General features: G+C 40.4%; 19 protein-coding genes and 1 pseudogene. 4 read left to right on the top strand and 16 right to left on the bottom strand.

Translation table 11 applies throughout. The features are described 5' to 3' along the window. Positions 1-142: 142 nt before the first annotated feature. From metK to J5M87_RS03605, 12 genes and pseudogenes are all read right to left on the bottom strand, one after another. Positions 143-1,336: a methionine adenosyltransferase gene (metK, locus tag J5M87_RS03660; RefSeq protein ID WP_154609057.1), complete on the bottom strand. Its 1,194-nt coding sequence runs from the start codon at positions 1,334-1,336 to the stop codon at positions 143-145. 1,181 nt (positions 1,337-2,517) lie between these two features. Continuing rightward, complete coding sequence (locus tag J5M87_RS03655) at positions 2,518-3,831, bottom strand: O-acetylhomoserine aminocarboxypropyltransferase/cysteine synthase family protein (protein ID WP_154609058.1); 1,314 nt, start codon at positions 3,829-3,831, stop codon at positions 2,518-2,520. Between the two features lie 23 nt (positions 3,832-3,854). Then, positions 3,855-4,595 carry a cyclase family protein gene (locus tag J5M87_RS03650; protein ID WP_154609059.1) on the bottom strand — a complete coding sequence of 247 codons (741 nt, stop codon included), beginning with the start codon at positions 4,593-4,595 and terminating at the stop codon, positions 3,855-3,857. Between the two features lie 713 nt (positions 4,596-5,308). Then, a pseudogene (locus J5M87_RS03645) lies at positions 5,309-6,869 on the bottom strand (IS1182 family transposase); the annotation flags it as partial. Positions 6,870-7,563: 694 nt separating this feature from the next. After that, a complete protein-coding gene (locus J5M87_RS03640; RefSeq protein ID WP_154609137.1) occupies positions 7,564-7,995 on the bottom strand; it encodes a hypothetical protein in 432 nt (143 codons plus the stop codon). 697 nt (positions 7,996-8,692) lie between these two features. After that, a complete protein-coding gene (locus J5M87_RS03635) occupies positions 8,693-9,007 on the bottom strand; it encodes a MazG-like family protein (protein WP_154632456.1) in 315 nt (104 codons plus the stop codon). Between the two features lie 627 nt (positions 9,008-9,634). Further along, positions 9,635-11,005 carry a 23S rRNA (uracil(1939)-C(5))-methyltransferase RlmD gene (rlmD, locus tag J5M87_RS03630; RefSeq protein ID WP_154609086.1) on the bottom strand — a complete coding sequence of 457 codons (1,371 nt, stop codon included), beginning with the start codon at positions 11,003-11,005 and terminating at the stop codon, positions 9,635-9,637. A gap of 623 nt (positions 11,006-11,628) precedes the next feature. Beyond that, on the bottom strand, positions 11,629-12,954 hold the full coding sequence (locus J5M87_RS03625; RefSeq protein ID WP_154609087.1) for an LCP family protein: 1,326 nt from the start codon (positions 12,952-12,954) through the stop codon (positions 11,629-11,631). Positions 12,955-12,966: 12 nt separating this feature from the next. Continuing rightward, positions 12,967-13,794, bottom strand: a complete 828-nt coding sequence (pheA, locus tag J5M87_RS03620; protein ID WP_154609088.1) for a prephenate dehydratase — start codon at positions 13,792-13,794, stop codon at positions 12,967-12,969. Beyond that, positions 13,785-14,276 (bottom strand): shikimate kinase, encoded by a 492-nt coding sequence (locus J5M87_RS03615; protein ID WP_154609089.1) that lies wholly within the window; start codon positions 14,274-14,276, stop codon positions 13,785-13,787. The genes pheA and J5M87_RS03615 overlap by 10 nt, the downstream gene beginning before the upstream one ends. A gap of 4 nt (positions 14,277-14,280) precedes the next feature. Continuing rightward, positions 14,281-15,564, bottom strand: a complete 1,284-nt coding sequence (gene aroA / locus J5M87_RS03610; protein WP_154609090.1) for a 3-phosphoshikimate 1-carboxyvinyltransferase — start codon at positions 15,562-15,564, stop codon at positions 14,281-14,283. Between the two features lie 402 nt (positions 15,565-15,966). Then, entirely contained in the window at positions 15,967-16,893 is a 927-nt protein-coding gene (locus tag J5M87_RS03605; protein ID WP_154609091.1) for an L-lactate dehydrogenase, read from the bottom strand. Positions 16,894-17,159: 266 nt separating this feature from the next. On the opposite strand from J5M87_RS03605, the gene J5M87_RS03600 reads away from it, so the two are divergent. From J5M87_RS03600 to aroB, 4 genes are read left to right on the top strand one after another with little or no spacing between them, the layout of a single operon-like run. Further along, on the top strand, positions 17,160-18,209 hold the full coding sequence (locus tag J5M87_RS03600; protein WP_154609092.1) for a 3-deoxy-7-phosphoheptulonate synthase: 1,050 nt from the start codon (positions 17,160-17,162) through the stop codon (positions 18,207-18,209). A gap of 34 nt (positions 18,210-18,243) precedes the next feature. Continuing rightward, on the top strand, positions 18,244-19,281 hold the full coding sequence (locus tag J5M87_RS03595) for a 3-deoxy-7-phosphoheptulonate synthase (protein WP_154609093.1): 1,038 nt from the start codon (positions 18,244-18,246) through the stop codon (positions 19,279-19,281). 45 nt (positions 19,282-19,326) lie between these two features. Next, positions 19,327-20,193 (top strand): shikimate dehydrogenase, encoded by an 867-nt coding sequence (locus J5M87_RS03590; protein WP_154609094.1) that lies wholly within the window; start codon positions 19,327-19,329, stop codon positions 20,191-20,193. A 15-nt stretch (positions 20,194-20,208) separates the two neighbouring features. Then, positions 20,209-21,276, top strand: coding sequence for a 3-dehydroquinate synthase (aroB, locus tag J5M87_RS03585; RefSeq protein WP_154609095.1), 1,068 nt, complete (start codon positions 20,209-20,211; stop codon positions 21,274-21,276). Between the two features lie 532 nt (positions 21,277-21,808). Here the strand turns inward: aroB and J5M87_RS03580 are convergent. The 4 genes from J5M87_RS03580 to J5M87_RS03565 are packed head-to-tail and all read right to left on the bottom strand — an operon-like array spanning position 21,809 to position 25,536. Beyond that, a complete protein-coding gene (locus J5M87_RS03580) occupies positions 21,809-22,609 on the bottom strand; it encodes an ABC transporter ATP-binding protein (RefSeq protein WP_154609096.1) in 801 nt (266 codons plus the stop codon). Positions 22,610-22,620: 11 nt separating this feature from the next. After that, the gene (locus J5M87_RS03575) at positions 22,621-23,517 is read right to left on the bottom strand and encodes an ABC transporter permease (RefSeq protein WP_067091234.1); all 897 of its coding nucleotides are present in this window, start codon (positions 23,515-23,517) and stop codon (positions 22,621-22,623) included. Positions 23,518-23,575: 58 nt separating this feature from the next. Beyond that, positions 23,576-24,544, bottom strand: a complete 969-nt coding sequence (locus J5M87_RS03570) for an ABC transporter substrate-binding protein (protein ID WP_154609097.1) — start codon at positions 24,542-24,544, stop codon at positions 23,576-23,578. Positions 24,545-24,564: 20 nt separating this feature from the next. Then, positions 24,565-25,536, bottom strand: coding sequence for an ABC transporter substrate-binding protein (locus J5M87_RS03565; protein WP_154609098.1), 972 nt, complete (start codon positions 25,534-25,536; stop codon positions 24,565-24,567). Between the last annotated feature and the right edge of the window lie 630 nt (positions 25,537-26,166).

Raw genomic sequence — 26,166 nt, 5'->3', positions numbered from 1 at the left:
TTCATCAAATAACCAATCTACTGACCTTCAGGCTGTATAATCAAAACCATCTCCACCCCCTCCATTTCAAGCTTTTCTGAATCAAAAAAGAGTGGCATCAGTCGGCTACTACCTCAACGTAACCGTACACCACTCCTCTTTTTTAATCTTCTACTATTTGCTTCAGCACTTCAACCTTATCCAAGCGTTCCCATGGTAGGTCAATGTCTGTCCGTCCCATGTGACCGTATGCTGCCGTCTGGCGATAAATTGGTCGTTTCAAATCTAGCATCTGGATAATACCTGCTGGACGAAGGTCAAACAATTCTCGAACAGCTGCTTCAATACGATTTTCAGCAACGGTACTGGTTCCAAAGGTATCAATCCGTACCGAAACAGGATGAGCCACTCCAATCGCATAGGCTAGCTGAACTTCTGCTTTCTTGGCCAAACCTGCTGCTACGATATTTTTAGCAATGTAGCGGGCAGCATAAGAGGCTGAACGATCGACTTTTGTCGCATCTTTTCCAGAAAAAGCACCACCACCATGACGTGCATAACCACCATAAGTATCTACGATAATCTTGCGGCCTGTCAAGCCAGAATCTCCTTGCGGACCACCAATGACAAATCGACCTGTCGGATTGATAAAATACTTGGTCTCCTCATCCAAATAACGGGCTGGAATAACTGCTTGAATCACCTGCTCGATGATGTCTTTGCGAATCGTTTCCTGACTCACTTCTGGGTCATGCTGGGTTGAAATAACGACTGTATCCACACGAACCGGTTGATCGTCTTCGTCATATTCCACGGTCACCTGACTCTTGGCATCTGGACGCAGATAGGAAATCGTACCTGATTTACGTAAATCTGCTAATTTCTTCACCAATTGATGACTAAGCGAAATAGGCAACGGCATCAATTCTGGCGTTTCATCTACAGCAAAACCAAACATCAATCCTTGATCCCCAGCTCCAATCTGATCCAACGGATCCTGATCATCATTGCCACGAACTTCCAAGGCTTCATTGACCCCTTGAGCAATATCAGGTGATTGCTCAACCAACGACGGATGTACACCTACTGTTTCAGCTGAAAAACCATACTCCGTATTGGTATAGCCAATCTCTGCAATAGTATCTCGTACGACACGGTTAATATCGACATAAGCAGTCGTTGAAATTTCTCCAAACACATGGACAGACCCTGTATAAACAGCTGTTTCAGCTGCTACATGAGCCTCGCTATCCTGCTCTAAAATCGCATCTAAAATCGCATCGGAAATCTGATCCGCAATCTTATCCGGATGCCCCTCAGATACCGATTCAGAAGTGAAAAGTTTACGTTCTGACATCTTCATGTCCCCCTTTAAATAAAAATGATCCTAGAAAAACAACTACTAGCTGACCAATTCCCTACAACCGCTCGACACCCTACCTCTCAATCGACTGACTCATCAACAGTAGTAAGTTGGCTAAGCAGGTCGCCTAATAGCGACTGCTGTACAATGACATATGACTTTACTACTATAATCAAGTTATGACGGTTTCCCAAGAGAACGAGATTTTCGCTTGTGGAAATCTAGTAACGCGCTTTCAAAGGTCTAGTAGACCTTTGAAGCTTGGAGATAGAACGAACACAGTTCGTAGCCCTACTAGCATAGTGACAACCGTAGAAAAAAGTGCGACATAGGAGCCGTTTTTCTTAGTTCAGTTACGAAGATTGGGAAAGGGATTCGTTACTAAGACCTTTCCCAGTCTAGTAAGTTGGCTAAGCAGGTCGCCTAATAGCGACTGCTATACAATGACGCGTAGCTTTGCTACCGACATTGTTGCCAAGTTAAAAGTTACAAAGCACCGATTGTTTTCTTTTTGGGTAAACAATCGCCTTTTCGGGACTCATAACCTCTCTAGTATACCATGTTTCGAAAGAAAATTCATATTTTTTAAAAGGAATTTTGAGATAAAAAAAGAGAAGAACAATCGAGGTTCTACTATTTCTGTAAAGAGTACTTATCGTTCTTTCAAGATGGAGTTTGTGTATAGAGAGACATGTGACATGTTTGACTATCCTCCCCCTCCAAGTCAAGAACTATGTCCATTTGTAAAATCACAAAGGCATTCATGTCAGTCTGAGTTATCAAATACCTATGACTCTTGGACTTATCTCTCACTAAAAACTTCTAAATTCTGTCTAGATTAGTGTAACCGATTCACTTTAGCATAGTGTAGCTATGAATTTTTTGCTATCTACAAGAAACGCTACTTCTGAGCTTTCTTTACTGATATCACTTTCGAATACTGTACGCATGATGTTACTTCTTTGTCTTGAATAATTCCCTGCTTTCGTATCTCATTTTCAATACGCAATACCGCATGTCCCGCATACCTTGAACAGATTGCAAGAAAAAAAGATGCCTTGCCAGTTCTCATCAGGATATCTAGCATCAAAATGCTATCAGCTTAATACACTTGAAAAAGTAGTGAAGAAATCTCCTATCGGAAATCTCCTCACTACTAATATCTGTGTTCATTACTAAAAAATGCGACCCTTACTGTCTTCATTCTCAAATGCTTTATCCAAGGCAATCTGTAAATCTTCAATTAAATCCTTAACGTTCTCTAAGCCGATAGATAATCGAATCTGGCTTGGATTGATACCACAAGCGAGTAAGTCTTCTTCAGACATCTGACCATGAGTTGTTGTAGCAGGATGAACCACTAATGATTTTGCATCTGCAACATTCGCTAAGTTGGAGAAGATTTCCAAGTTATCAATCACCCTACGAGCCTCTACTGCACCGCCCTCAACTTCAAAGCTAAAGATAGAACTGGCTCCTAGTGGCAAATACTTCTGAGCTAAATCATAGTAGGGACTTGAAGGCAAGCTAGCATAATTCACTTTCCTTACTTTAGGGTGTTTCTCTAAATATTCAGCTACTGCCTTCGCATTTTCGACATGCCGTTCCACACGTAAGGATAGGGTTTCTAAGCCTTGTGTTAGGAGGAAGGCATTAAACGGCGAGATACTAGCTCCTGTATCACGGAGCAACTGTGTACGAACAGCTGTGATAAAAGCTGCTGCCCCGACATCTTTCGTGTAAGACAATCCATGATAAGACGGATCAGGCTCAACAAACTGTGGGAATTTACCAGACGCTTCCCAATCAAAGCGACCAGAGTCAACAATCACACCACCAATCGTCGTTCCATGACCACCGATAAACTTAGTTGCAGAGTGAACAGCGATATCCACCCCATGAGAGAAAACATTGATGAGATAGGGCGTTCCAAAGGTATTATCAACAACTAATGGAATCTGATGTTTATGAGCAATCTCAGCTAACTTCTCCAAATCTGCGACATTCCCAAGAGGATTGCCTAGGGTTTCAGCCAAAAGAAACTTTGTATTTTCCTGAATAGCTTGGTCTATAGCCTCATAATCTGCCACATCCACAAAATTTGTGGTAATACCATAACGGGGTAGAGTTTCACTAAGAAGATTAAAGGTTCCACCATAAACTGTCGTCGCAGAAACAATATGATCTCCTGCATGAGCCAGTGCTAATGCAGTGTAAGTAATAGCCGCCATACCTGAAGCCGTAGCAAGACTACCAACTCCACCTTCTAGCACAGCCATTCTCTCTTCAAAAACAGCCGTCGTAGGATTGGTAATCCGAGTATAGATATTAGCAGGTTTGCGAAGGGCAAAAATATCTTCTGCTTCCTGTGCACTATCAAAGACAAAAGAGGTCGTTTGATAAATAGGAACTGCTCGTGATTTAGTTGTAGGATCAATGACTTGTCCTGCATGAAGTTGCTTGGTTTCAAAAGAATACTCTCTAGCCATATCCATCATTCCTCTCTTTCATCCTATTCAGAAACGTAGGCTATCGCACGAACTGGCGAACCAGTCGCCTTATCCCAGTTAGGATAAGCAATCGAAATGATACTACCTGTTGCTGGGACTTGATCTAAGTTAGCCAAGACTTCAACCTGATAAATCCCTTGCTCAAGCAAATAATACTCTTGGTGAAGACTACCACCATTAGCATACGCAGCTTGACCACTATCAGTATCCAAGGTTTCATGACCAAGAGCTTTAACATGACGTTCGTGAATCAAGAACTCTAATGCTTCACGGCTCCAACCCGGAGTTTGCTGAGCTCCCTTATCATCAAGGTTTCTCATAGCAGCTTGGTCTGGCCAACGTTTATGCCAATCACTTCTAAAAGCAACAAAACTGCCTGCTGGGATTTGACCATGCACAGCTTCAAAATCAAGAACATCTTGTTTGCTAAGTTCATAGTTGGGATTCGTAGCCACTGCCTCTGATTTATCAACCACAAACAGAGGCAAGAGTAAATCTTCTAAAACAAGCTCGTCTAACCATTTACCACCCTCAACGAAGTGAATAGGGGCATCAATGTGTGTACCGTACTGACCAACAACGCTAAATTGTTGTACATGGAACCCATCCTTCAAAGTAAAAAGATCCTTCTTCTCTAATGCTGGCAAGGCAGGGAAATGAGGACTATTCTCATTAATTTGATGGGTTAGATTGACCAATTTAGCCTCTTTAAAAATCTGATAAGCATTCTGTAAACTTGTCATAGTCTGACCTCCTTTTGTTTCCTTCATTTTAGACGAAATTAAAGCTACTGACAAATACAAATTTTCTATCCTATGTGATAGGTAAAGACTATTAAATTTTTTCTATCAAAAAATAAAAAATTTTTATCCAGATTGAAGAAAAATTCTTTTTATTGCCACCATCCTCATGTGCTTTCGGACATCAGCGTCTTCTGTCTCACTCCCACTTTTAGCACGGCGGAGGTGCCGGTATTGTGCTCGCTACGCTCGCAAATTTTCTAACCTTAAAACTACAGAAAATGAATTATCATTGTACTGTTTTTCTGAATTGTGAGGTTTGTCTACATTCTGATTTTTATCATTCTTTTTTGCTGTTCGACTATATCAATCAGAACAAATAATTTCCAAAAAAGAGCCATCCCCATGAACAGTGCTATAAACTTTTCATCTCCTGAACTTTCTTTCTATTGCATTGCTATCATCGTCTTTTTCCTCCTAGCTATGAGGAAACAACTACATTTCCCTAAGGTTTACGGAAATAAATCACCTCATCATCATGCTATCAAACCTACACACTCATCAAAAATTCTTGCTCTGATACTTACCCACCATACGACAAAAAGAGGCTGGGCAAAAACTAGCCAGTAAATAAAAAACACAGATAGCTTCAAGCTGATTTTGATGAAATCCAGCCGAACTATTTGTGTTTTTATTTTTATCTCTATTATCTTGGACTAATTTCTTAGCCAATTTCGTGAGATTCATGCTCATTAGGAGGAATCCTATCTCAGTTTCAACCACTTTTTGACCTCTGACATGCACTCTGCGCACGCCAAAAACACCCTTCATCCTACCAAATACAGGTTCGACATCCACCTTGCGTTTGGCATAAATGCGGGCTCCCTCTTTACTTGTCAATTCCTCTTTGACTAAGTTCTTGAAATAGTTCCACGTAGGATTATACTGAATTTGTTTGAGGTTTCCTTTCTCTGTCCGTGCTAATTGGTCTAACTCTTCACTAGCTTGTACAGGATCAGCTTCGTAAATCTTACTATCTTTCTCAAATCCATACTTTTCCGTTCTTCGTGAATAATTCTTAAACGAGTAGACAACTCCAGCTGGTTTTATCCACTGGTCAGAATCTTCTAGGTAAGTCCAGTTTTCAGGATTGGCATCACTCTTCTTGTAGCTTTTCTTCTGCTCTTTCTGATATGTTCCGTAGGGAATTAGAGGCGTTTTCTCCAGATCATCAACGATAAAGCTGTAATTTTCTTCACTACCATAACCTGCATCCGCGACAATGTGTTGAAAGAGTTCTAAGGTTTGGATGGATTGAAGAAAAGGTTTGAGTGTACGAGTGTCAGTTGGATTCGGATACAATCCGTAAGCTAAGGCAAACTGGCTATTTGTACCAAGTTGAAGGTTGTAAGCAGGTTTGAGCTGACCATTCCTCATATGATCCTCTTTCATCCTCATAAACGTCGCATCAGGATCTGTTTTAGAATAGGAATTTCGCTCTTGTAAAATCTGTTTATCTCGTTCGTACTTTTGTTTCCGAACAAGAAAATCCTCTTTCAACTTTCTCTTAAGTTTCTTAATTCTTCTTCGTTTCTGTCTGTTGGTCGATCCACCTTTAATGACTTTAGGCTCTTGTGAGATAGCATTTTCCAACTCATCTAGTACTTGTTCGGTCTCTTGTAGGAGTTGGTTTAGTCCCTCGCTAGTGAGACATTCTTCCTTGGACAAGGCAGTATTCACCCCTTCTTGGACTAGCTTGTCATAGAGGGCAGAAATGTTTCCATTCAAGGCATCTTCATAGCGCTCAACGGCCTTTTTCCACGTGAAGGAGTACTTGTTGGCATCAGCTTCTACCTTAGTCCCGTCAATGAAGAGAGCTTTATCTTCAATCAATCCATTCTCTCTGAGGAGGAGAGTGAAGTAGATGAAAGCAGTTTTGATAAGCTGGTTGGCGTGTGTAGAGGCCCGAAAACTATTTATGGTTCGATAACAGACGTAGGTATCCTGACTCAGCCATTTCATAGGAATGACTTCCTCATTCATTTGGAGGATTTTTCTACCAGAGAAAACTTGGCGAGCATAGGCGAATAGGGTCATTTTGAGCAACATAGCTGGATGAAAGGCAGGACGACCTGTGTGGGAAGTTTCTTCTAGGAGAACGGATTGAGGAATAGTATCCACAAACTGACTAATCAGACGTGCCTCATGCGTAGCAGGTAAGTCCCAAGCAATATTTAATTCCAAACTAAGCTGATTTGTGTTATACTGTTTATACATTTTCATGCCTTTCTAGTTGTTTTGTGGTTATTATAATTATAAAGCATGAAATGGAAAACGAGCAACTCCTAATTGGAATTGCTCGTTTTTTATATATGAGCAGCTAGTTTTTGCCCAGCCTCGTTTTACTATCCCTTTCGTTCAAAGGTTTCTAGGATTTTACGAGCAGAGCTACATACCCAGCGGTTCGCTTCCTCCACTCGCTACGTCGCCATGCTCCTAGCTCTTGGATAGCTATCGCATGGGCGGAAGTAAATGCTATTCGTCATCGCTTCGCTCCTTGACTAGCAAACTTACCGCCTCAACGTGTGCTGATAGGTGAGGACTATATTATGGAACGGAAAAAGTTTTTTGATTTTGTTTCAATGCTATAATATTAATACATTTTAAGGTCGTAGATTTACAAATTACTAATAAAGTAAAGATTTATTTTTCTGACAGAATTCATTGTATAATTTGATAATAATCCTATCAATTACTATCAACACATAAAACCACACAAAATAATTAGAATCGCCAAATTCTGCATTTTCTAAGTTATGCAATTTAGGCAAATTTCTCTGATATGATATCGTATTATGTGCCAAACGGTTTCTATGTTTATATAATTTACCATAAACTTTTTGGCCTTCACTTTCCAATAAATTATAACCTACTCCCTTTCTAGCAATACCTTTGTAGCCAATTTTATCCTTTATATTACCCTTAAATTCATTATAGGTGTACCATTCCAATATTGAAGGTTACTCTCATTAAAAATACTACACACACTGTCTTTTGCTTGATTAACTATTTCCTTTCTTTCACTTTCAGAAAACTCATCCCTATCTAGCAAAATCATTAATTTTTGATAAATAGATTTTTTAGACTCATATGTGGAAAAACCTTGTGTGGCATATTCTCTTAAAAAATCTCTCCTAAACTCAAAATCTTCAGTAGCCATCTCCCAAACAATACACTTAAATTTTTGTTCTTGAAAACCTGTCATCTGTAAAAAAATTGTCTTTAACAAGTAATCATTCAAGGGATAAGATTCAATTCCAGTATCTATGGAAATAATTGCAGAAAGCCCCTCCAACATAACCGCTTCAATCGAACTGTTGATAAAATCTTCATGTTTCGTCATAATACAATCTCCTTATAAATATCAATAGATTTCTCAACTCTCTCTCGTAAATATTTTAAAGCTGAAGGGTTCTTTTGATGATAACTGATATATTCAGCTTTTGAATAATCATATGTTGGAATGCTTTGCTTGTCAAGATATGGGGCTTTATAGTTTTTGATTTGCTGTTCCAGTTTGATAACTAGATTCGACCAATTATTTAAGTTAATATCCTTATTTTCAAATATTACTAAATAAATCAAACCAAAATAATACATATCACAATCAATTATGGAATCAAATGATTTCTTGTATAAAGATGAATCCTTGATAATACTTTCTTTTGGTATCAATATTGAAAAATATGAGTTTTTTAATGATTTGTCAAGATACCTTATTTTTCATTTTATTTAGTCTATAAGCATACTTTTTCAGCGAGTTCCTAAAATGCTTCTCTCCCAAACTTCTTATTACTTTTCATCTACCACTCCTAACAAATGTAAATATTTAACTTTCAGATAATGTGTTTTCATTTTGAACACTGCTTTTCTAATCATTTTCTATATTATAATGTCTTCGAAGACGAGATATTATCATTGTTTAATTGTGATTCTTATGAAAATATTTTAAAACCGCATGTAGCTAAAAATAGTTACATGCGGTTACTTCATACGTAAAGCATTTTCTAACTATCCACTATAGTTGAAAATAACCTACTTCACACTTTCTTGGCCGGAGTGGATAGTTTTGAACCATTTTCATTATAGATTCTTTTTTCATTGACTACAATTTTTTCAATGATTGCAGTTTCAAGATCTACATTGAGAATTTCAGAAATACCAAGTAAAAAAATAGCTACATCTGCTAATTCCTCTGCAATATTTGAAACATCATCCTTCAAATATGCCTGAAATAATTCATTAACCTCTCCATATAAACATAGTAACTCAAATTTGATATCTGTAGTATTAAAGCCTTTCATTTTTTTATTTTCTAAAATCTTCTTTTGGCAATCTTTTAATGACGTAATCATATTATACAATCCTTTCAACTTTTATAAATTTATTATACTATATTTTGTCCTCTTTGGAAACTTTATGTGCTACCTCTATAAAACCTACGTTTCGTTGTGATAGGTATCCACTTATATCCCTAGTTGTTTGTTCGTCAATCATTGAATTAACCTCATCCAATAACAAAAATTTAGAAGACAATAGCACCCCTCGAGCAAGTGCTACTCTTTGCTTTTCTCTACCAGATATATTGAATATATTAACATATTTAAAAAATGTATCAAAAACAGTACTCACACTTCTCTAGACCAAACCTTTCTAGAGTTTCATTTATAAAAAAAAGGGGGTACATTTATTCCCATAAGCCCCTTGTCTATGGAAACAAACCCATACCCCCTAGGGTTTATGGGAATAAATAATTCTACCACCAAGCTTTCAATCCCACCACTTCAACTTCAACTCTCACTCTGATACTTACCCACCATACGACAAAAAGCCTTATCTCTAAGGCTTTTTACTATCCCTTTCGTTCAAAGGTTTCTAGGATTTTACGAGCAGAGCAACACACCTAGCGGTTCGCTGTGTCCAATCGCTACGTCGCCATGCTCCTAGCTCTTGGACAGCTATCGCATGGGCGGAAGTAAATGCTATTCGTCATCGCTTCGCTCCTTGACTAGCAAACTTACCGCCTCAACATGATGCGTCTGCGGAAATAAATCAACGGGCTGAATTCTGCTGAGTTTGTAGCCTAGCTCTTCATAGTGTTTGACATCACGCGCAAGGGTTGCGACATTACAGGAAACGTAGACAATCTTGTCTGGGTTCATCTGGCAACTCGCCTTGATAAAACTCTCGGTGAGGCCTTTCCTTGGTGGATCAACAAGAATGACAGTCGCTTGAATACCTTCTTGCACCCACTTAGCCATGGCTTTTTCAGCGGTATCACAAACATAGTGAGCGTTTGAAATGCCATTTAGGTTTGCATTGCGCTGACTATTTTCTACTGCTTGCGGTACAACTTCTACTCCGTAGACCTTTTTAACATGCTTGGCAAAAGACAAGCCAATCGTTCCAATTCCAGAATAAGCATCAACTACGGTATCATCTTGTGTAACATCTGCAAAATCAATAGCAGTTTGGTAAAGCTGCTCTGCCATTTCAGTATTAACTTGATAAAAGGAAGGAGCTGAGATTTCAAAGTAATTTCCCAGCATCTGATCTGTGATACAATCCTTACCATACAAGAGGCGGAATTCAGGACCAAAAATCACATTGGTATCCCGATCATTGATATTTTGCATGATAGAGCTCACCTGTGGGAATTGATCTACCAAGAGCTCAATCAGTTGTTCTATGCGGAAAATCTTTGGTCGAGTTGTCACAAAAATCACCATGATTTCTCCAGAATAATGACCACGACGAACAATGACATTGCGCATCAGACCTGTTTTTTCTTGTTCGTCATAGGGTTTGATGTCAAATCTGCGTAGCAAATCACGTACAACTAGAATCACTTGGTCAATCTCTGGATGTTGGATATAAAAATCCTCAATCGGCATCAAATCATGGGAATTTTTACGGAAAAAACCTGTTTCCAATTGACCATTCACACGGCGAACGGGTACTTGTGCCTTATTTCGATAAGCAAAGGGTTGCCCCATGCCAAGCGTTAAAGGAACTTCTATATCCTTTATACCAGCAATCTTATACAAACTATCTTTTACTTGCTTGGTTTTAAACTTTAACTGAGCTTCATAGGTCAAATGCCCCAAATCTGCAATCCCAGATCTGAGATAAGCCACATCAATAGCCTCATTCCTGTCTGCTGAAGTCGTCAACCGCTCTTCTACTTTTCCATAGCCAATTTTTTTATTGACCTTAAGCACGCGCATCTGAATTTTTTCACCAGGTAAGGCATTCTCGACAAAAAAGACCAATCCGTCAAGTTTGGCAACTCCTAGCCCCTCATGGCTCAAATCCACAATATCTGCTTCTATTACATCATTTTTCTTAATCATCTATCTTCTTTCTATTCCACATTCTGCTCTTCTCATTGTTTCCTTTTTCAAGATTGTATAGTGAATGGAATAAAGGTTAGGACATCGTTATACTCTATAAAAATCAAAATCTGACTAGGCAACGAAATCGTAGCTAGAACTGAAGTTCAGCAAGGTGAGTTAACGACGTCAGACTTAGATTTTTGACGAGTATAAGTCGCTTTGCTTCAATAGTCCAGTAGACTGTTGAAAGTTGGAAATAGGGATTATGGAGTAATCCTCAATTAACGCCAGTTCTATCTGCAGCTCCTTGCATTGTCCTATTCCTTCATAAGATACGAGGGCGTTAAGCAACTCCTAGACAAAATAGGAAATCGAAGCAGGTTGGCTTGTAACCAACGAGATTTATCCCTAAAGGGAGTCTCAACTGTAACCAGCTAAAGCTGGAACATCTGCGTCCCCACTAAAGGGAGCCTCAGCTGTAACCAACTAAAGTTGGAACATCTGCGTCTCTTTTTTACACAGCTCTTAGTCCGTGTTCCGTTCTCAATCCACCATATATTTTACTACTTCTTAACGAGAAACGAAAAGGTCAGAACAATTATTCCGACCTTTAGTATAGCATATTTTTTACAAATAGAGAATTATCTTAAGCCTAGTTCACTTAAGCGATTCTGGTATTTTCCAAAATCAATTTTCAAGCCCAAACCGCCATAAACATCGTACTCGTCCACCCAGTCTCCCAGCGCTGGAATAGTCGTTTGTTCAATCCCATTTCGCGCATCAAGCGCCGCAAAAAGTCCATTGGTAAGAATAAAAGTTTGAGGAATATTGGTAGAAGTCAAGGCATAGACTTTTCCAAGTGCCTCTGCTCCTGTGAATAACTTAGTTGGGTCTTTCACCTGAGTCATGATAGCTGCTAAGACTTGCTGTTGGCGTTTGGTTCTACCGTAATCTCCCTCATCATCTTTACGGAAGCGGGCATAATTCAATAAGGTTCTACCATCCATCTGCTGCAGACCAACCGCAATGGTTTGATTTGGCACAATACCATTCTCCATTCTCAAATCGTCTGGCACATCTACTGACGAAACGGGTTGCCCAGCAATCGTAGCGAATTTGGCATCAATGGTCACTCCTTTAGGAAATAGAGTATCAATCGCTGTGGCAAAGGTTGAAAAATCAACCAAGGCATAGTATTGCACATCAATATCAAAATTTTCTTTCAATACTTCACGAACATTTTCTGCACCTTGATTCCCATTTTGCTCTCCAAAGGTATAGGCAACGTTTAACTTATAATCCGCACCATCAATATCAATCAAGGTATCACGCATAAAACTCACGAGCTTTGCTTTTTTATCCCTATTATTGATATTTAATACCATAATCGAGTCTGTTCGTGTCATATCAGAAGAATCTCCAACCCGACCATCTGTTCCTAAGATTAGAATGTTGACACCCTTACTAGAAGTCTGTCCATGAAAGGGTTCTGCAACTGGTTTTTGGTCCACAGAATTCATTCCTTTCACAAACATGAAGCCAAGTCCAAGCAAAACTGCTAGAATGATAAAAGCCAAAAAGAGCAAGAAGCGTTTAATCCGTCCTTTTTTCTTTTTACGGACCTTTTTCTTCTCAGGAATTTGAATGGAATGAAGGCTGGGTTTTCCTTTTTTATGCCGAGGATATTGAGGCAATAACACCTCTTCTTCTACCATATCTTCGATGTCAGTCAACTCTGTCCAATCATCATCATTATGATAAGAAGGAAAATCCTCTAGCTCTTCTACTTCATCAACTGTCGGAATAAAAGGTTTTCTACGCGATAAAAGCGGACGACCTGTTTCAGCTTTATACTGCAAATAGGCCAATTCATTTCGTTCTTTGTCATTCAAATAATGAATATTTTTTTGTAAATAATCTAATCGTAATTCCTCATGATGTGTGAGGTTACTATCCTGTTTTGTCATGGTATTTTCCTTTTACTGTGCCTGATAAATAAAATAGTCTCCTAAAATTTTATATGTAATCCCTAGGCTCTCCAACTCATTTAAAGCATAACCTAGTAAATCTGGCTGAGTATGGGCCACATCAAGGATAAAAAAGTATTCTCCCAAAGCTGTTTTCAGAGGTCGACTTTCAATCTTGGTTAAATCAATGCACCGCCAAGCAAAGACTGACATAGCCTTATAGAGGGCACCTGGAAGATTGTCTGGCAGTGTCAGAGCAAGCGAACATTTTCTCATTCCTTGCACAAGCGGAAGGGTCACAGTCCTATGACCTAGAATCCAAAAACGTGTGAAATTTTGACTCATTTCCTGAATGTCTTGAGCGACAATGTGAAGGCCATATTCCTTAGCTGCTGCCTGTGGAGCAATGGCTGCATAAGGCTGGTCTTTCTGCCTTGCGACAAACCGCGCTGCATAGGCTGTACTAGCTGTTGCTTCTAACCGTGCCTGCGGATAATGTTCCTCAATGTATTTTTTTCCCTGTGCGAGAGCTTGCGGATGCGAGTAAATCACTTGAATATCTTTCGAGGGTTCAGTTACCATTAACTGCTGAAAAATCGGTTGAACCACCTCTGCTACTGCCTGTAAGTCCGCCTGATGAAAGAGATAATCTATCGTCTCATGGACACTACCTTCAATCGAATTTTCCACTGGAATAACTGAATAGTCAACCTCACCTTGCTCAACAGCTTTCATCACTTCTGTAATGGTATCATAGAACACTAATTCGTCTACAGGAAAAGCCTGCTGGGCTACCTGATGTGTAAAGGATCCTCTCGGACCTAAAAATGCTACATACATTCGATTATCCTTGCTATCTCTTCTGGGCTACGATTTTCTGTGCGGATGATTAAATCAGCCAAACCTTCATACAATTTCATCCGGTTTTGATACATATCATAGAAGTCCTCTTTTGAATGCTTCAAAAAAAGTGGGCGCTGAGAGAGGGTATCCTGCTTGATTCGATGATACAAAACCTCAAAAGAAGCAGTCAACAGAACATTGTATTTTTGATTTTGACGGAGTAAATCCCGATTTTTTTCCGAGATGACCACGCCACCACCCGTAGAAATGACACAATCTTCTTCTACTTGTAAGAGTTCTTCTAAGGTTTCGGATTCGATTTTGCGAAAAGCTACTTCTCCTTCTCTTGCAAAAAAGTCTGCAATTGGCATGCCAATCTTTTCTTCAATCATTCTATCCATATCATAAAAAGGGCGCTGAATGTGCTTGGAAACGGTTGTCTTTCCCACTCCCATAAATCCTAATAATACAATCGTCATCCTACTATTCCTCTAATAATTTCTGCAAATCATCAAAGAAACTTGGGTAGCTCGTGTTGATGGCTTCCGCTCGCTCCAAATAGACTTCTCCGTCTTGCACCAATAGGCTAGCAATGGCTGTCATCATCCCAATGCGGTGGTCACCAAAAGTATTGATGGTAGCTCCATGAAGCTGTGTTTTCCCCTTAATAATCATGCCGTCATCTGTCGGTGTAATCGCTGCCCCCATGCTATTTAAGGCATCTGCCACCACCTGAATGCGGTCTGTTTCCTTAACCTTGAGTTCTTCGGCATCACGGATAATGGTTGTTCCATTTGCCTGTGTCGCTAAAAGAGCAATGATGGGCAATTCATCAATCAAGCGTGGAATGATTTCTCCAGCAATTTCTGTACCTTGTAAATCTGATGTTTCTACTGTAATGGTAGCTGATTTAGCTCGCTCATCTACTTGGCTCAGACTAATCTTTCCACCCATAGCCTCAATCACATCCAAAATCCCTGTTCTAGTATCGGCTATTCCAACATTTTCTAAGATAATCTTTGCATTGGGCACAATAAGCCCAGCGACCAGCCAAAAGGCGGCACTTGAAATATCACCTGGCACCTGAATCTCTTGAGCTGTAAAGGTCTGACCACCTGTGACGCGGATTTCCTTACCCGATACCTCAATGTCACCACCAAATTGACGAATCATATCTTCTGTGTGATTTCTTGTCCGTTCTTTTTCAATAATAACAGACTCTCCTTCTGCTTGTAAGGCGGCAAAAAGCAGGGCTGATTTTACCTGTGCAGAAGCAATTGGCAAGTGATACTGGATAGGTCGAAGATTTTTCTTACCTTTTATTGTCAGTGGTGGCAAATCTCGTTTTGTCTGACCACTCATCTCGACACCCATTTGTCGAAGGGGAATGCTCACCCGGTCCATAGGGCGTTTGGATAAACTATCATCGCCAAACATTTCTGCTTCAAAAGGCTGACCTGCTAAAACACCTGAAATCAAGCGAATGGATGTCCCTGAATTTCCCATATCAAGGGGCTTTTGGGGAGCTTTTAGACCATGAAAACCTACACCATGAATTTCAACGACATCTCCCTTATCTTCAATCTCTACGCCCAAATCACGAAAGACTTGCATAGTGGAGAGAACATCTTCCCCCCGTAAGATTCCATAAACCTTGGTCACACCCTCTGCTAAACTTCCAAACATAATCGAGCGATGACTAATTGACTTATCACCAGGTACACGCAGTTTTCCAGTTAATTGACTTGCCTTTGTCTGTAATTGCATGATTGATCCCTTTCTTGTTTGTCTCATTATACCATAAAATCATAAATGACTTTCCTCTATGAAAACATATTCATGTTACAGCTTGAAGAAAAAGTCTTTTTATTGCCACCATCCTCATGTGCTTTCGGACATCAGCGACTTCCTTCGGAGTAAAATAATCCAGTGGATTATTTTAGCCCGAGCCCAGAAACAAAGGAGCGAGGATAATCGATTTCAACGAAATCACGACTTCTGTCTCACTCCCACTTTTAGCACGGCGGAGGTGCGGTATTGTGCTCGCTACGCTCGCAAATTTTCTAACCTTAAAACTACAGAAAATGAAATATCATTGTAATGTTTTTCTGAATTGTGAGGTTTGTCTACATTCTGAAACATATTCCTGTTACACTTTAGTGACAATGACTAGTCCTGTCTACCCAGACTAGCCACAACTTTTTCCTGAATAAAACGAGCAGATGCTGCTAACTTTTCTTCCTCTTCTGCTGTCAACTGCAACTGAATGCGCTCAATAATACCGGACCGTCCAACAATGGCTGGGTAGCTCAAATAAGTCTGTAAAGGCTCATAGTAGTGAGAAACTGGTAACTCTTCATGGGCGTCTGATACGATGGCCAAAACAAGGCGAATCGTGCTACTTGCAATGCCATAGGAGGTAAATTTCTTGCTATAAAAAACGGTATGCCCACCCATAATGGCTGTTTTTTCCAATTCCGCTCGCTCCGTATCACTAAGGAAATCACAGACAGCCTGTCCTTTTATCTTCACCTGGCTCCAAGCCGTGAATTGGGAATTTCCATGTTCTCCTAAATTGTAGCCCTGCACACTTCTTGGATCGAGTGAAAAATGTTGGCCAACTGCTCGCTTCATTCTAGCTGTATCTAACAAGGTTCCAGTTCCAATCACACGGTCCTTTGGTAGACCAGTATATTCTTGATAGAGACTCGTTACTACATCTACAGGATTGGAAATAACGACTAGAATTCCCTTAAAACCAACCGCTTTTAATTGCTGAGCTACTGCGGGAACTTCTTTTGCTGTAAAGGGAAGCTCGGCAAAGCGATCTGCCTGAGGATTGTCCTGCAAGGTGATATTCCCCAAGGCTGAAATCACGACATCCGCATCTGCCAAAGCCTGATAATCATTGACAAGGATAGTAGCATGATAAGGAAGATTTGCGGCTGCATCTGCAAAATCCATGGCTTCTGCAGCCACCTTTGCCTCATCCGTATCGATAAAAACATAATCATCAAATGCCCCTTGCGCAATTAAGCCATGTGCGACTGCAGCCCCAACATGTCCAAGTCCAATAATTCCTACTTTTCGTGCCATGTCCTCTTCCTCCTTTTGTAACCGTTATACTCTGTTTAGTCAGTATTCTACCATATTTAAGGAAGATTTTCATGATTTTATCGTCTAGTAGCTACCTTTACTTGTTACAATCTAGCAGGTTCTATCCTTTCTATCCAAAGAAGTTATCCTGATTATTTTTCGTTACAGATAGCCAATGACAACATCTGAATTTTCTGAAATCTTTCTTTAAAAATCATCGTAAACATGTTATAATAGGAATAATTTTGAGATGAAGAGGAATGATTATGGTATTCAATTTAGTAAGCGAAACAATTAACATTGAGGAAATGCGTAGTTTTTCAAAATTAACAGGCAAGGCTCTAGCCCAGAAGGAAAAAAAGGACCAAGAATTAGAAGCCATTATCAAGGGAGAAGATGACCGCATCCTCCTTGTGATTGGTCCGTGCTCCTCTGACAACGAAGAAGCTGTTTTAGAATATGCACACCGGCTAGCAGCCTTACAAGAGCAGGTGAAGGATCGGATTTTCATGGTTATGCGGGTTTATACTGCTAAACCTCGCACTAATGGAGAAGGTTACAAGGGATTGGTTCACCAACCAGATGCGAAAGGTAAGCCAAATCTCATCAATGGGATTCGAGCTGTACGTAATCTCCACTATCGGGTCATCACAGAAACCGGACTGACAACCGCAGATGAGATGCTCTATCCCGAAAATTTACCCTTGGTTGATGACCTCGTTTCCTATGTTGCAATCGGAGCTCGCTCTGTAGAAGACCAGCAACATCGTTTCGTCGCCTCTGGTATTGATGTTCCAACAGGCATGAAGAACCCTACCTCGGGCAATCTCACGGTTCTCTTTAATGGAATCTATGCAGCCCAAGGAAAACAACATTTTCTATTCAATGGTGCCGAGGTCAATACCTCAGGAAATCCCTTGGCTCACGCTATCCTACGGGGAGCTGTGAACGAGTCTGGCAAGAATACTCCCAACTACTACTATGATAATCTACTAGATACCATTGACCGCTATCACCAAATGAAGTTGGAAAATCCTTTTATCATCATTGATACCAACCATGATAACTCTGGTAAAAAACATTTAGAACAAATTCGCATCGTCCGCCAAACATTGATTAACCGTGATTGGAATGAGGCAATTCACCGTTCTGTACGTGGCTTCATGATTGAATCCTACCTAGAAGACGGCCGGCAAGACGAGCCTAAAATCTTCGGTAAATCCATTACCGATCCCTGTCTAGGCTGGGAAAAGACAGAACAATTGGTACAAGAAATCTACAATACACTAGGAAAAGAGAAAGGGACAGCATTATAGAAATCCTCTATCCATTCGCTGTTATATAAATAATATGGGAATTCATCAAAAAAGTGAAAAAATTGATTTAGCAACGGTTAAAGCCTTGTCGAAACTTTCTGGAGAATTTTTAGCCAAAAAAATGGAACGTGATCACGAACTCCACCAGATTATAACAGGACAAGACGACCGCCTCCTCCTCATTATCGGACCTTGTTCGTCAGATAATGAAGAAGCTGTCCTCGATTATGCTCATCGCCTTGCCCAACTGCAAGAAGAAGTCAAGGATAAAATCTTCATCGTCATGCGGGTCTATACTGCAAAACCGCGAACCAATGGAGAAGGTTATAAAGGACTGGTACACCAACCAGATACTTCTAAATTACCAGACTTAATCAATGGTATTGCGGCGGTGCGCAACCTCCACTATCGGGTCATCACAGAAACAGGCTTGACAACCGCAGATGAGATGCTCTATTCAGCCAACTATCCTCTTGTAGATGATTTGGTATCCTACCACGCTATTGGCGCACGTTCGGTAGAAGACCAGGAACACCGCTTTGTCGCTTCTGGAATTGATGCACCTGTTGGCATGAAAAATCCAACTTCTGGCAATCTGACCGTCATGTTCAATGCAGTATATGCGGCTCAAAATCAACAAAACTTTATCTACCGTGATGCTGAAGTCGATACTGACGGAAATCCTCTAGCACACATCATCTTACGTGGAGCTAACAATGAACTGGGGATTAATCTACCAAACTACTACTACGATAACCTTCTGCATACCATTAAGCAATACCAACAATTTGGCTTAAAAAATCCCTTTATCGTCATTGATACCAATCATGATAATTCAGGGAAAAACTACTTGGAACAAATTCGCATCGTCCGCCAAACCCTCATTAACCGAGCTTGGAATCAATCCATTCGTCAATACGTTCGCGGTTTTATGATTGAGTCATACCTAGAAGATGGACGACAAGATACTCCTGATATTTATGGAAAATCCATTACAGACCCTTGTTTGGGATGGGAAAAAACTGAAAGCTTGATTCGTGAAATCTACCAAACAGAATCCCAAGCACTCTAACGATTCCCCCTTATTCATCAAATCTTGTACGAAAAGAGGTGTTTTATGCTTATTGATGGTTACACGCGCTTGGCTGCTGTTGTCGCAACTCCCATTCGCCATTCTATCTCACCCTTTATTCACAATCAGGCTTTTCAACAAACTGGGGTAAATGGGGTTTATGTCGCATGGGATATTCCAGAAAGTGAATTGGCAGTAACAATCGACAACATTAAACGCTACAACATGTTTGGCATCAACATCTCTATGCCCTATAAACAAGCTGTTTTGCCCTACATGGATGAACTAACTGATTCTGCTCGTTTGATTGGTGCAGTCAATACTGTCATTCATCGAGATGGCAAACTGATTGGACATAATACAGACGGTATCGGATTTTTCAGAAGTTTGTCCAATCTAACTGCTTTTCATGTCGAGCAAAAAACTCTTACTATTCTAGGGGCAGGTGGAGCTGGTTTAGCTATTATCGCACAAGCCGCCCTAAATGGAGCCAAGCAAATCAATATTTTTAAACGCTCATCTTCCTTAAATCAAACCAAAGAAAAGGCAGCAGAACTAATGGCCCTTACTGGGGTAGAAATTACTGTCTTTCCAATCGAAGAGACAGAGCTGTTACAGGAAAAAATTCTCCAATCTGATTTACTAATCAATGCTACAAATGTGGGAATGGATGGCTCAACAATGATTATTCCACAAGATTGTATCCTACCATCATCCATCATTGTTGCTGACATCATTTATCAGCCCTTTGAAACACCTCTCCTAGCCTTTGCCCGTAGTAAGGGTGTCCGAACAATCAATGGTCTGGGAATGTTGTTATTTCAAGCAGCCGAAGCCTTTGAAGCTTGGACAGGAGAGACCATGCCAACAGATACAATTTGGAAAGCCTTAGAAGAAATAGTTCATGGATAGAAAGCTGGTGAAGTTATGCAACTAATCGTCAATATTCCGCATCATCCTTACACACTCTTAATTGAAAGAGGGAGCCTTGCCAAAGCAGGGGAGTGGGTCAGTCAAGTCTGGCCAACACAAAAAATCACAATTATAACGGATAACCATGTGGGAGCCCTATACGCTGATATTGTCAAGACCAGTTTGGAAGTGGCTGGATTTGAAGTGCTTGTTTTTGAATTTTTGGAAGGGGAAGCCCGTAAAAACTTAGAAACTGTTCAGCTAGCCTATGAATTTCTAGTGTCAAATGGTATGACTCGTAGCGATGGCATTATTGCCCTAGGAGGTGGCGTAGTTGGGGATCTAGCCGGTTTTGTAGCCGCTACTTACATGAGGGGAATTCATTTCCTTCAAATTCCAACTAGCCTAACAGCGCAAGTTGATTCTTCTATAGGGGGGAAAACAGGAGTCAATACTCCCTATGCCAAAAATATGGTTGGAGCATTTTATCAACCTGATGGCGTGCTCATCGATCCTGACACCCTACAAACATTAGGTGAACGTGAATTAATCGAAGGCATGGGCGAAGTCATCAAATACGGTCTAATTGCAGATGTAGAATTGTGGCAGGAATTAGATGAAATGGACGGTTCTGTTGCAAGTATCCTAGAGCATGCAGAAAGTCTTATCTACCATTCTTGTAATGTAAAGCGGAAAATTGTTGTGGAAGATGAATTCGATAATGGCGTGCGACTTTATTTAAACTTTGGCCATACCATTGGTCACGCTATTGAAGCAACGGCAGGCTATGGCGAAGTTATGCATGGGGAAGCTGTCGCTATTGGCATGGTGCAACTAGCACACGTTGCCGAACAAAAAGGCCTTATGCCAGCAGGTATCACCCAGCAAATTCGTTCCATGTGTCAGAAATTTGAACTGCCCGTTTCCCATGAACCGTGGAATCCTTCTAAACTCTACGCTGCTTTAACACATGATAAAAAAGCACGCGGTCAATCCATCAAAACAATCATTGTACCAGAAATCGGAACCGCAGCCATTCATCAAATTCCTATTGAAGAAATGAAAGAATACCTAGACAAGTAATCACAGACCATTAAATCATCCCTTGTTCACTCTTTGACTGAACAAGGGATGAATCTTTTATAGACTGAAAAAGGAAGCTTGGAAGCTAGGGAAGCATTTTTCACTAAAAAATGACAAACTTAAAACATAGGAAGTCTTTTTTCAACGAAGAATACAAGACTTAAAACTTAGGAAGCCATTTCCCATTGAAGAAAGCCAGACTGGAAACACAGGGAGAATTTTTTCAATAAAAATTGCTAGACTTGGAAACTAGGAAAGCATTTTTCATGAAAGAAGGCCAGACTCAGGACACAGGGAACGATTTTTTCACTAAAGATTACCAGACTGGAAACATAGGAAACTATTTTTTCAACAATAATTGCTAGACTTGGAAACTAGAATGCAGATTTTCTATGAAAAATAACAAACTAGAATATAGGAAAAAGAATAGACTGACACATTCTGTCACTACTTCTCTTCTGGTATGAGTACCAATTAACTAAGAATGCAAAAAAGCCCCTTGACGGGCTTTTTTTACATTTCAAGTGATGGCTTAGAGCATCATTTCGTCATCTGTCAGTTTTTGACCGCTATTTTTGTGGAACAAATCCATTAAATCTTGGACTGTCAGATTTGCTTTTTCTTCACCTTGGACATCAACCACAATGCGACCTTGGTGAAGCATAACAAGACGATTACCATACTCGATAGCATTTTCCATATTATGGGTAATCATCAAGGCTGTCAAGCGGTCTTTTTCAACAATTTTTTTGGTTAATTTCATGACCATATCACTAGTCTTAGGATCAAGAGCCGCTGTATGCTCATCCAACAGTAAGACTTTTGGTTTGACCAAGGAAGCCATAAGCAAGGTCAGAGCTTGGCGCTGACCGCCTGATAAAAATTGGGTATCTACCTTCATTCGATTTTCAAGTCCCAAGTCCAACTCTTTCAGTGCTTCTTTAAAAATCTTACGCTCGCTGTCTTTTACTCCCCAGCTCAAACCACGAGAAAGACCACGGCGATAAGCAACTGCCATATTTTCTTCAATGGTCAAGCGAGAAGCGGTTCCCATTTTCGGATCTTGAAAAACACGACTGATGTCACGCGCACGTTTCGCAGCTGGAATATGCTTGATTGACTTTCCGTCTAATAAAATGTCTCCTGAATCAACGGTCAAAGCACCTGCAAGACTGTTCATCAAGGTTGATTTTCCTGCACCATTTCCGCCAATAATGGAGATAAAATCCCCTTCTTTGACATCCAAATTCATCCCACGTAGCACATGATTTTCATTGATTGTGCCTGCTTCGAAGGTCTTATGAATATCTTGAATGGATAAAATCGTTTTCATGTTTTTTCCTCCTAAGCTGATTTTTCAGATAGATTTGGCTTACGAATCTGTAATTTTTTCTGCAATTCTGGTACAAAAAGGACAAAGGCGAGAAGCGTTGCTGAGAACAATTTCACCAAGTCAGCATCCATACCAGGAATTTCAAGAATCGCTAAGATAATCAACCGGTAGATAACCGAGCCAAGTACCACAGAGGCCAACCGCCAACCAATGCGCAAATTACGTAAAATTACTTCCGCAATAATCACGGAGGCAAGACCGATTACAATCGTTCCAGTACCCGAATTCAAGTCTGCATAGCCATTATTTTGTGTCAAGAGAGCGCCACAGAGTGCAATCAGCCCATTTGACAACATGTAGCCATAAATCTTCATCTTATCAACGTTAATCCCATTGGCTTCACTCATTGGAATGTTATCCCCTGTTGAACGAAGAGCAAGACCAACTTGGGTATTTAAAAGCAAGGTCAATAAGGCAATCACAACCAGAACGAAAATCGCACCGATGATGAGAACGGCATAGGTTTTCGTTAAGCCCATTTTCTGTAACTGAGTAACCAAGGTCTGTTGGCGCAACAAGGCTACATTGGCTTTGCCAAGAATTTTCAAGTTAATCGAATACAAACCTGTTAGCGTGACAATCCCTGTTAAAAGAGCAGGAATTTTCAGCTTGGTATGCAATAAACCTGAAATAAGCCCTGCCAGCATCCCGCCGATAAAAGCAAGGAAGGTAGCCAGTAAAGGATTGACCCCATTGACAATCCCTGTTGCACAGACTGCTGCTCCCAAAGGATAGGCTCCTTCAGCTGTCAAATCAGCAATATCTAAAATACGAAATGTTAAATAAACTCCAATCGCCATAATTGACCACAATAGGCCCTGCGATACACTTGATAATATCAAATCCACAATGTTCTCCTTTATTTAGGAAGTCAGAAAACCAACTCCGCTTCCCTCTTCGTCCCTTTTATTTTGATACCGAGAGTCCTGCTAGGTCAATGCCCAATTTTTTAGCCATTTCCTCATTGACGTGTAGGCTAACCGTTTCTGGATATTCTACAGCTGTCTTGGCAGGATCTGCTCCCTCGATAATCTTTATTGCCATTTTAGCGGTCTGACGACCCAAGGCTTCATAGTTTGTTCCATAGGTAAGTAAACCACCTTCATCGACCATATCGGTTGAACCACCCACAACTGGAACCTTATACTGAAGGGATAATTCTCCAATCATGGTCATGGTTGACGCAACGGTATTGTCTGTTGGAATAAAGACTGCATCGACCGCCTTCATCAGGCTTGTCGCTGCATCTTGGACTTCATTGGTATTTGAAATACCTTTAACCACTACCTTATAGCCAGCTTTTTCAAGCAAGGGCTTGGCTGCTTCTACCTGAACTTCTGAATTACGTTCGCTCGTTGTATATAAGATACCAACCGTTTTTGCATGGGGAACAGCCTTTCCAAGCAAATCAATCTGCTGATTAATCGGCGCTTGGTCGCTCGTTCCTGTCAGCATGCCTCCTGGCTCTTCCATTGAACTGACCAAATCAGCTGATAAGGGATCCGTTACAGCAGTAAACAGAACAGATGTATCCGTTGAAGCCGTTGCTAAACTCTGAGCAGCTGGCGTTGCAATAGCTAAAATCAGATCATTATCACCAATTAGTTGCTCAGAAATCGTTTGGAGGTTAGCTTGATCCCCTTGGGCATTTTGGTAATCAAGGGTGATTTTTTCTCCTTCTTTGTAACCATTTTCTTCTAATTCCGCTATAAATCCTTTACGGGCAGCCGATAAAGAATCATGCTCCATGTATTGTAAAATACCGACTTTTACTGTATCTGTATTCTGACTACCTGAAGATGAACAGCCAGCTAAAGCTAGAGCACTCAGGGCAACCACTGACAGGTTGCGCACATATTTTCCTATTTTGTCCATAGACTATCTCTCCATTGTCATTATTTTCCTAATTTCTTAATCATTTCTGGATCAATTCCTACTGCTTTAGCCATTTCTTCATTAACAGCGACAGCCGCAGTTTCAGGTGTTTTGACTGCTAGATCAGCAGCCTTCTCTCCTTTCAAGATTCGTGCAGCTAATTCACCAGCCTGTACGCCAATTGCGTGGTAGTCAACGCCGTATGTAAAGAGAGTTGCTTCTAGCACGGCCTCATCACTTCCCATTGCAGGTACTTTTGCTTTTAATAAGATATCCCCAATAGTAGAAGCTGTTGAAGCTACCGTATTATCTGTTGGTAGGTAAATGGCTTCAACCTGACCAGCTAGTGATGTCACAGCTTGTTGCACATCATTAGTTGATGTCACTGTCTTAATCACTACTTTTTTGCCTTTTTCTTCTAATAATTTCTTCGCTTCTTTGGCTTGAACTTCTGAATTCACTTCACTTGAGTTATAGAAAATTCCAAAAGTCTTAGCGTTTGGCACAACCTTGATCAACATCTCAATTTGACCCGCAACATCTGTCGCATCAATCGAACCTGTCATGCTACCTCCTGGAGCTTTTAGGGAATCAACCAAACCAGCTTCTATCGGATCAGTTACCGCTGTAAAGACTGATGGTGTCTCACTATCGGCACTCAAGAGGGCTTGAGCTGCTGGGGTTGCAATCGCAAAGTTGACATCGTTTTTCCCTGCTAGTTGCTCCACCATTGTTTGTAGGTTAGCTTGATCTCCTTGGGCATTTTGGTAATCAACCGTCAGATTCTTTCCTTCTGCATAACCAGCCTTATCAAGTGCTTCCAGAAAACCTTTACGAGCAGACGAAAGAGCTTCATGTTCTGCGTATTGGATAACGCCTACTTTGACATTGTCGCCGTCTGACGATGCTGATTTTTCTCCTGTACTACAAGCCGCAAGTGCTACTGTCGAAAGAAAAGCTACTGAACCAACTAAAAATCGTTTAAAACCCATGATAAATCTCCTTTTATAAATAAATAGAATGCTGTTCTACTCTATATAGAACATATCCTCTTAGAAGTGAGTCAAGGTGCCCATTCTATTGCTAGCTTCGTCCAGTCCCTTGGGCGTCCCCTATGGACTGAATGAATCGCCTTCTATATAGTGTTACTCGTCAAAAATCAACTCTTGATGTCCTTCCCTCACCTTGCTGAACTTACCTTCTAGCTTCGGGTGCCGTATCTCATCAGATGGTGATATTTAGAGAGTAAGAAATAGTGGCATCGAATACAAAAACAGAACCGCTTAGATACATCTAAACGGTCCCTCAATTCAACTGTAAAATGAAAACAGACTGATTGGACGTGCCAGCTAGATGTATCTCATCTATGTAGGCATCGTCAAAACTACCACAGCCACATAGATACAAACGTAACGTTCCCGTGTTTGTATCCATGTTACCATGTCTACAAACACTATCTAAAATAGCTGTAGAAATATGTATGATTGGTTGATGTTGTTTGACAACTCAATAACATATTGTAGTTCTCCATTTCTCATTTCTATTAGGTTATAAAAATAATAAAATATTTCAAACCATTTGTCAAGAATTTTTATGCAAAAATTTTCAGATTATTGCAACTT

This window comes from Streptococcus sp. zg-86, from assembly GCF_017639855.1.
In the GTDB taxonomy this organism is placed as follows: Bacteria; Bacillota; Bacilli; order Lactobacillales; family Streptococcaceae; genus Streptococcus; species Streptococcus zhangguiae.
Note: the sequence above shows the minus strand (reverse complement) of the source record. Positions and strands in the feature narration are given on the sequence as shown.

Excerpts from the sequence above, each read along its gene's own strand:
- metK (WP_154609057.1), bottom strand. The coding sequence starts at position 1,336 with ATGTCAGAACGTAAACTTTTCACTTCTGAATCGGTATCTGAGGGGCAT.
- J5M87_RS03655 (WP_154609058.1), bottom strand. The coding sequence starts at position 3,831 with ATGGCTAGAGAGTATTCTTTTGAAACCAAGCAACTTCATGCAGGACAA.
- J5M87_RS03650 (WP_154609059.1), bottom strand. The coding sequence starts at position 4,595 with ATGACAAGTTTACAGAATGCTTATCAGATTTTTAAAGAGGCTAAATTG.
- J5M87_RS03640 (WP_154609137.1), bottom strand. The coding sequence starts at position 7,995 with ATGACGAAACATGAAGATTTTATCAACAGTTCGATTGAAGCGGTTATG.
- J5M87_RS03635 (WP_154632456.1), bottom strand. The coding sequence starts at position 9,007 with ATGATTACGTCATTAAAAGATTGCCAAAAGAAGATTTTAGAAAATAAA.
- rlmD (WP_154609086.1), bottom strand. The coding sequence starts at position 11,005 with ATGATTAAGAAAAATGATGTAATAGAAGCAGATATTGTGGATTTGAGC.
- J5M87_RS03625 (WP_154609087.1), bottom strand. The coding sequence starts at position 12,954 with ATGACAAAACAGGATAGTAACCTCACACATCATGAGGAATTACGATTA.
- pheA (WP_154609088.1), bottom strand. The coding sequence starts at position 13,794 with ATGTATGTAGCATTTTTAGGTCCGAGAGGATCCTTTACACATCAGGTA.
- J5M87_RS03615 (WP_154609089.1), bottom strand. The coding sequence starts at position 14,276 with ATGACGATTGTATTATTAGGATTTATGGGAGTGGGAAAGACAACCGTT.
- aroA (WP_154609090.1), bottom strand. The coding sequence starts at position 15,564 with ATGCAATTACAGACAAAGGCAAGTCAATTAACTGGAAAACTGCGTGTA.
- J5M87_RS03605 (WP_154609091.1), bottom strand. The coding sequence starts at position 16,893 with ATGGCACGAAAAGTAGGAATTATTGGACTTGGACATGTTGGGGCTGCA.
- J5M87_RS03600 (WP_154609092.1), top strand. The coding sequence starts at position 17,160 with ATGGTATTCAATTTAGTAAGCGAAACAATTAACATTGAGGAAATGCGT.
- J5M87_RS03595 (WP_154609093.1), top strand. The coding sequence starts at position 18,244 with ATGGGAATTCATCAAAAAAGTGAAAAAATTGATTTAGCAACGGTTAAA.
- J5M87_RS03590 (WP_154609094.1), top strand. The coding sequence starts at position 19,327 with ATGCTTATTGATGGTTACACGCGCTTGGCTGCTGTTGTCGCAACTCCC.
- aroB (WP_154609095.1), top strand. The coding sequence starts at position 20,209 with ATGCAACTAATCGTCAATATTCCGCATCATCCTTACACACTCTTAATT.
- J5M87_RS03580 (WP_154609096.1), bottom strand. The coding sequence starts at position 22,609 with ATGAAAACGATTTTATCCATTCAAGATATTCATAAGACCTTCGAAGCA.
- J5M87_RS03570 (WP_154609097.1), bottom strand. The coding sequence starts at position 24,544 with ATGGACAAAATAGGAAAATATGTGCGCAACCTGTCAGTGGTTGCCCTG.
- J5M87_RS03565 (WP_154609098.1), bottom strand. The coding sequence starts at position 25,536 with ATGGGTTTTAAACGATTTTTAGTTGGTTCAGTAGCTTTTCTTTCGACA.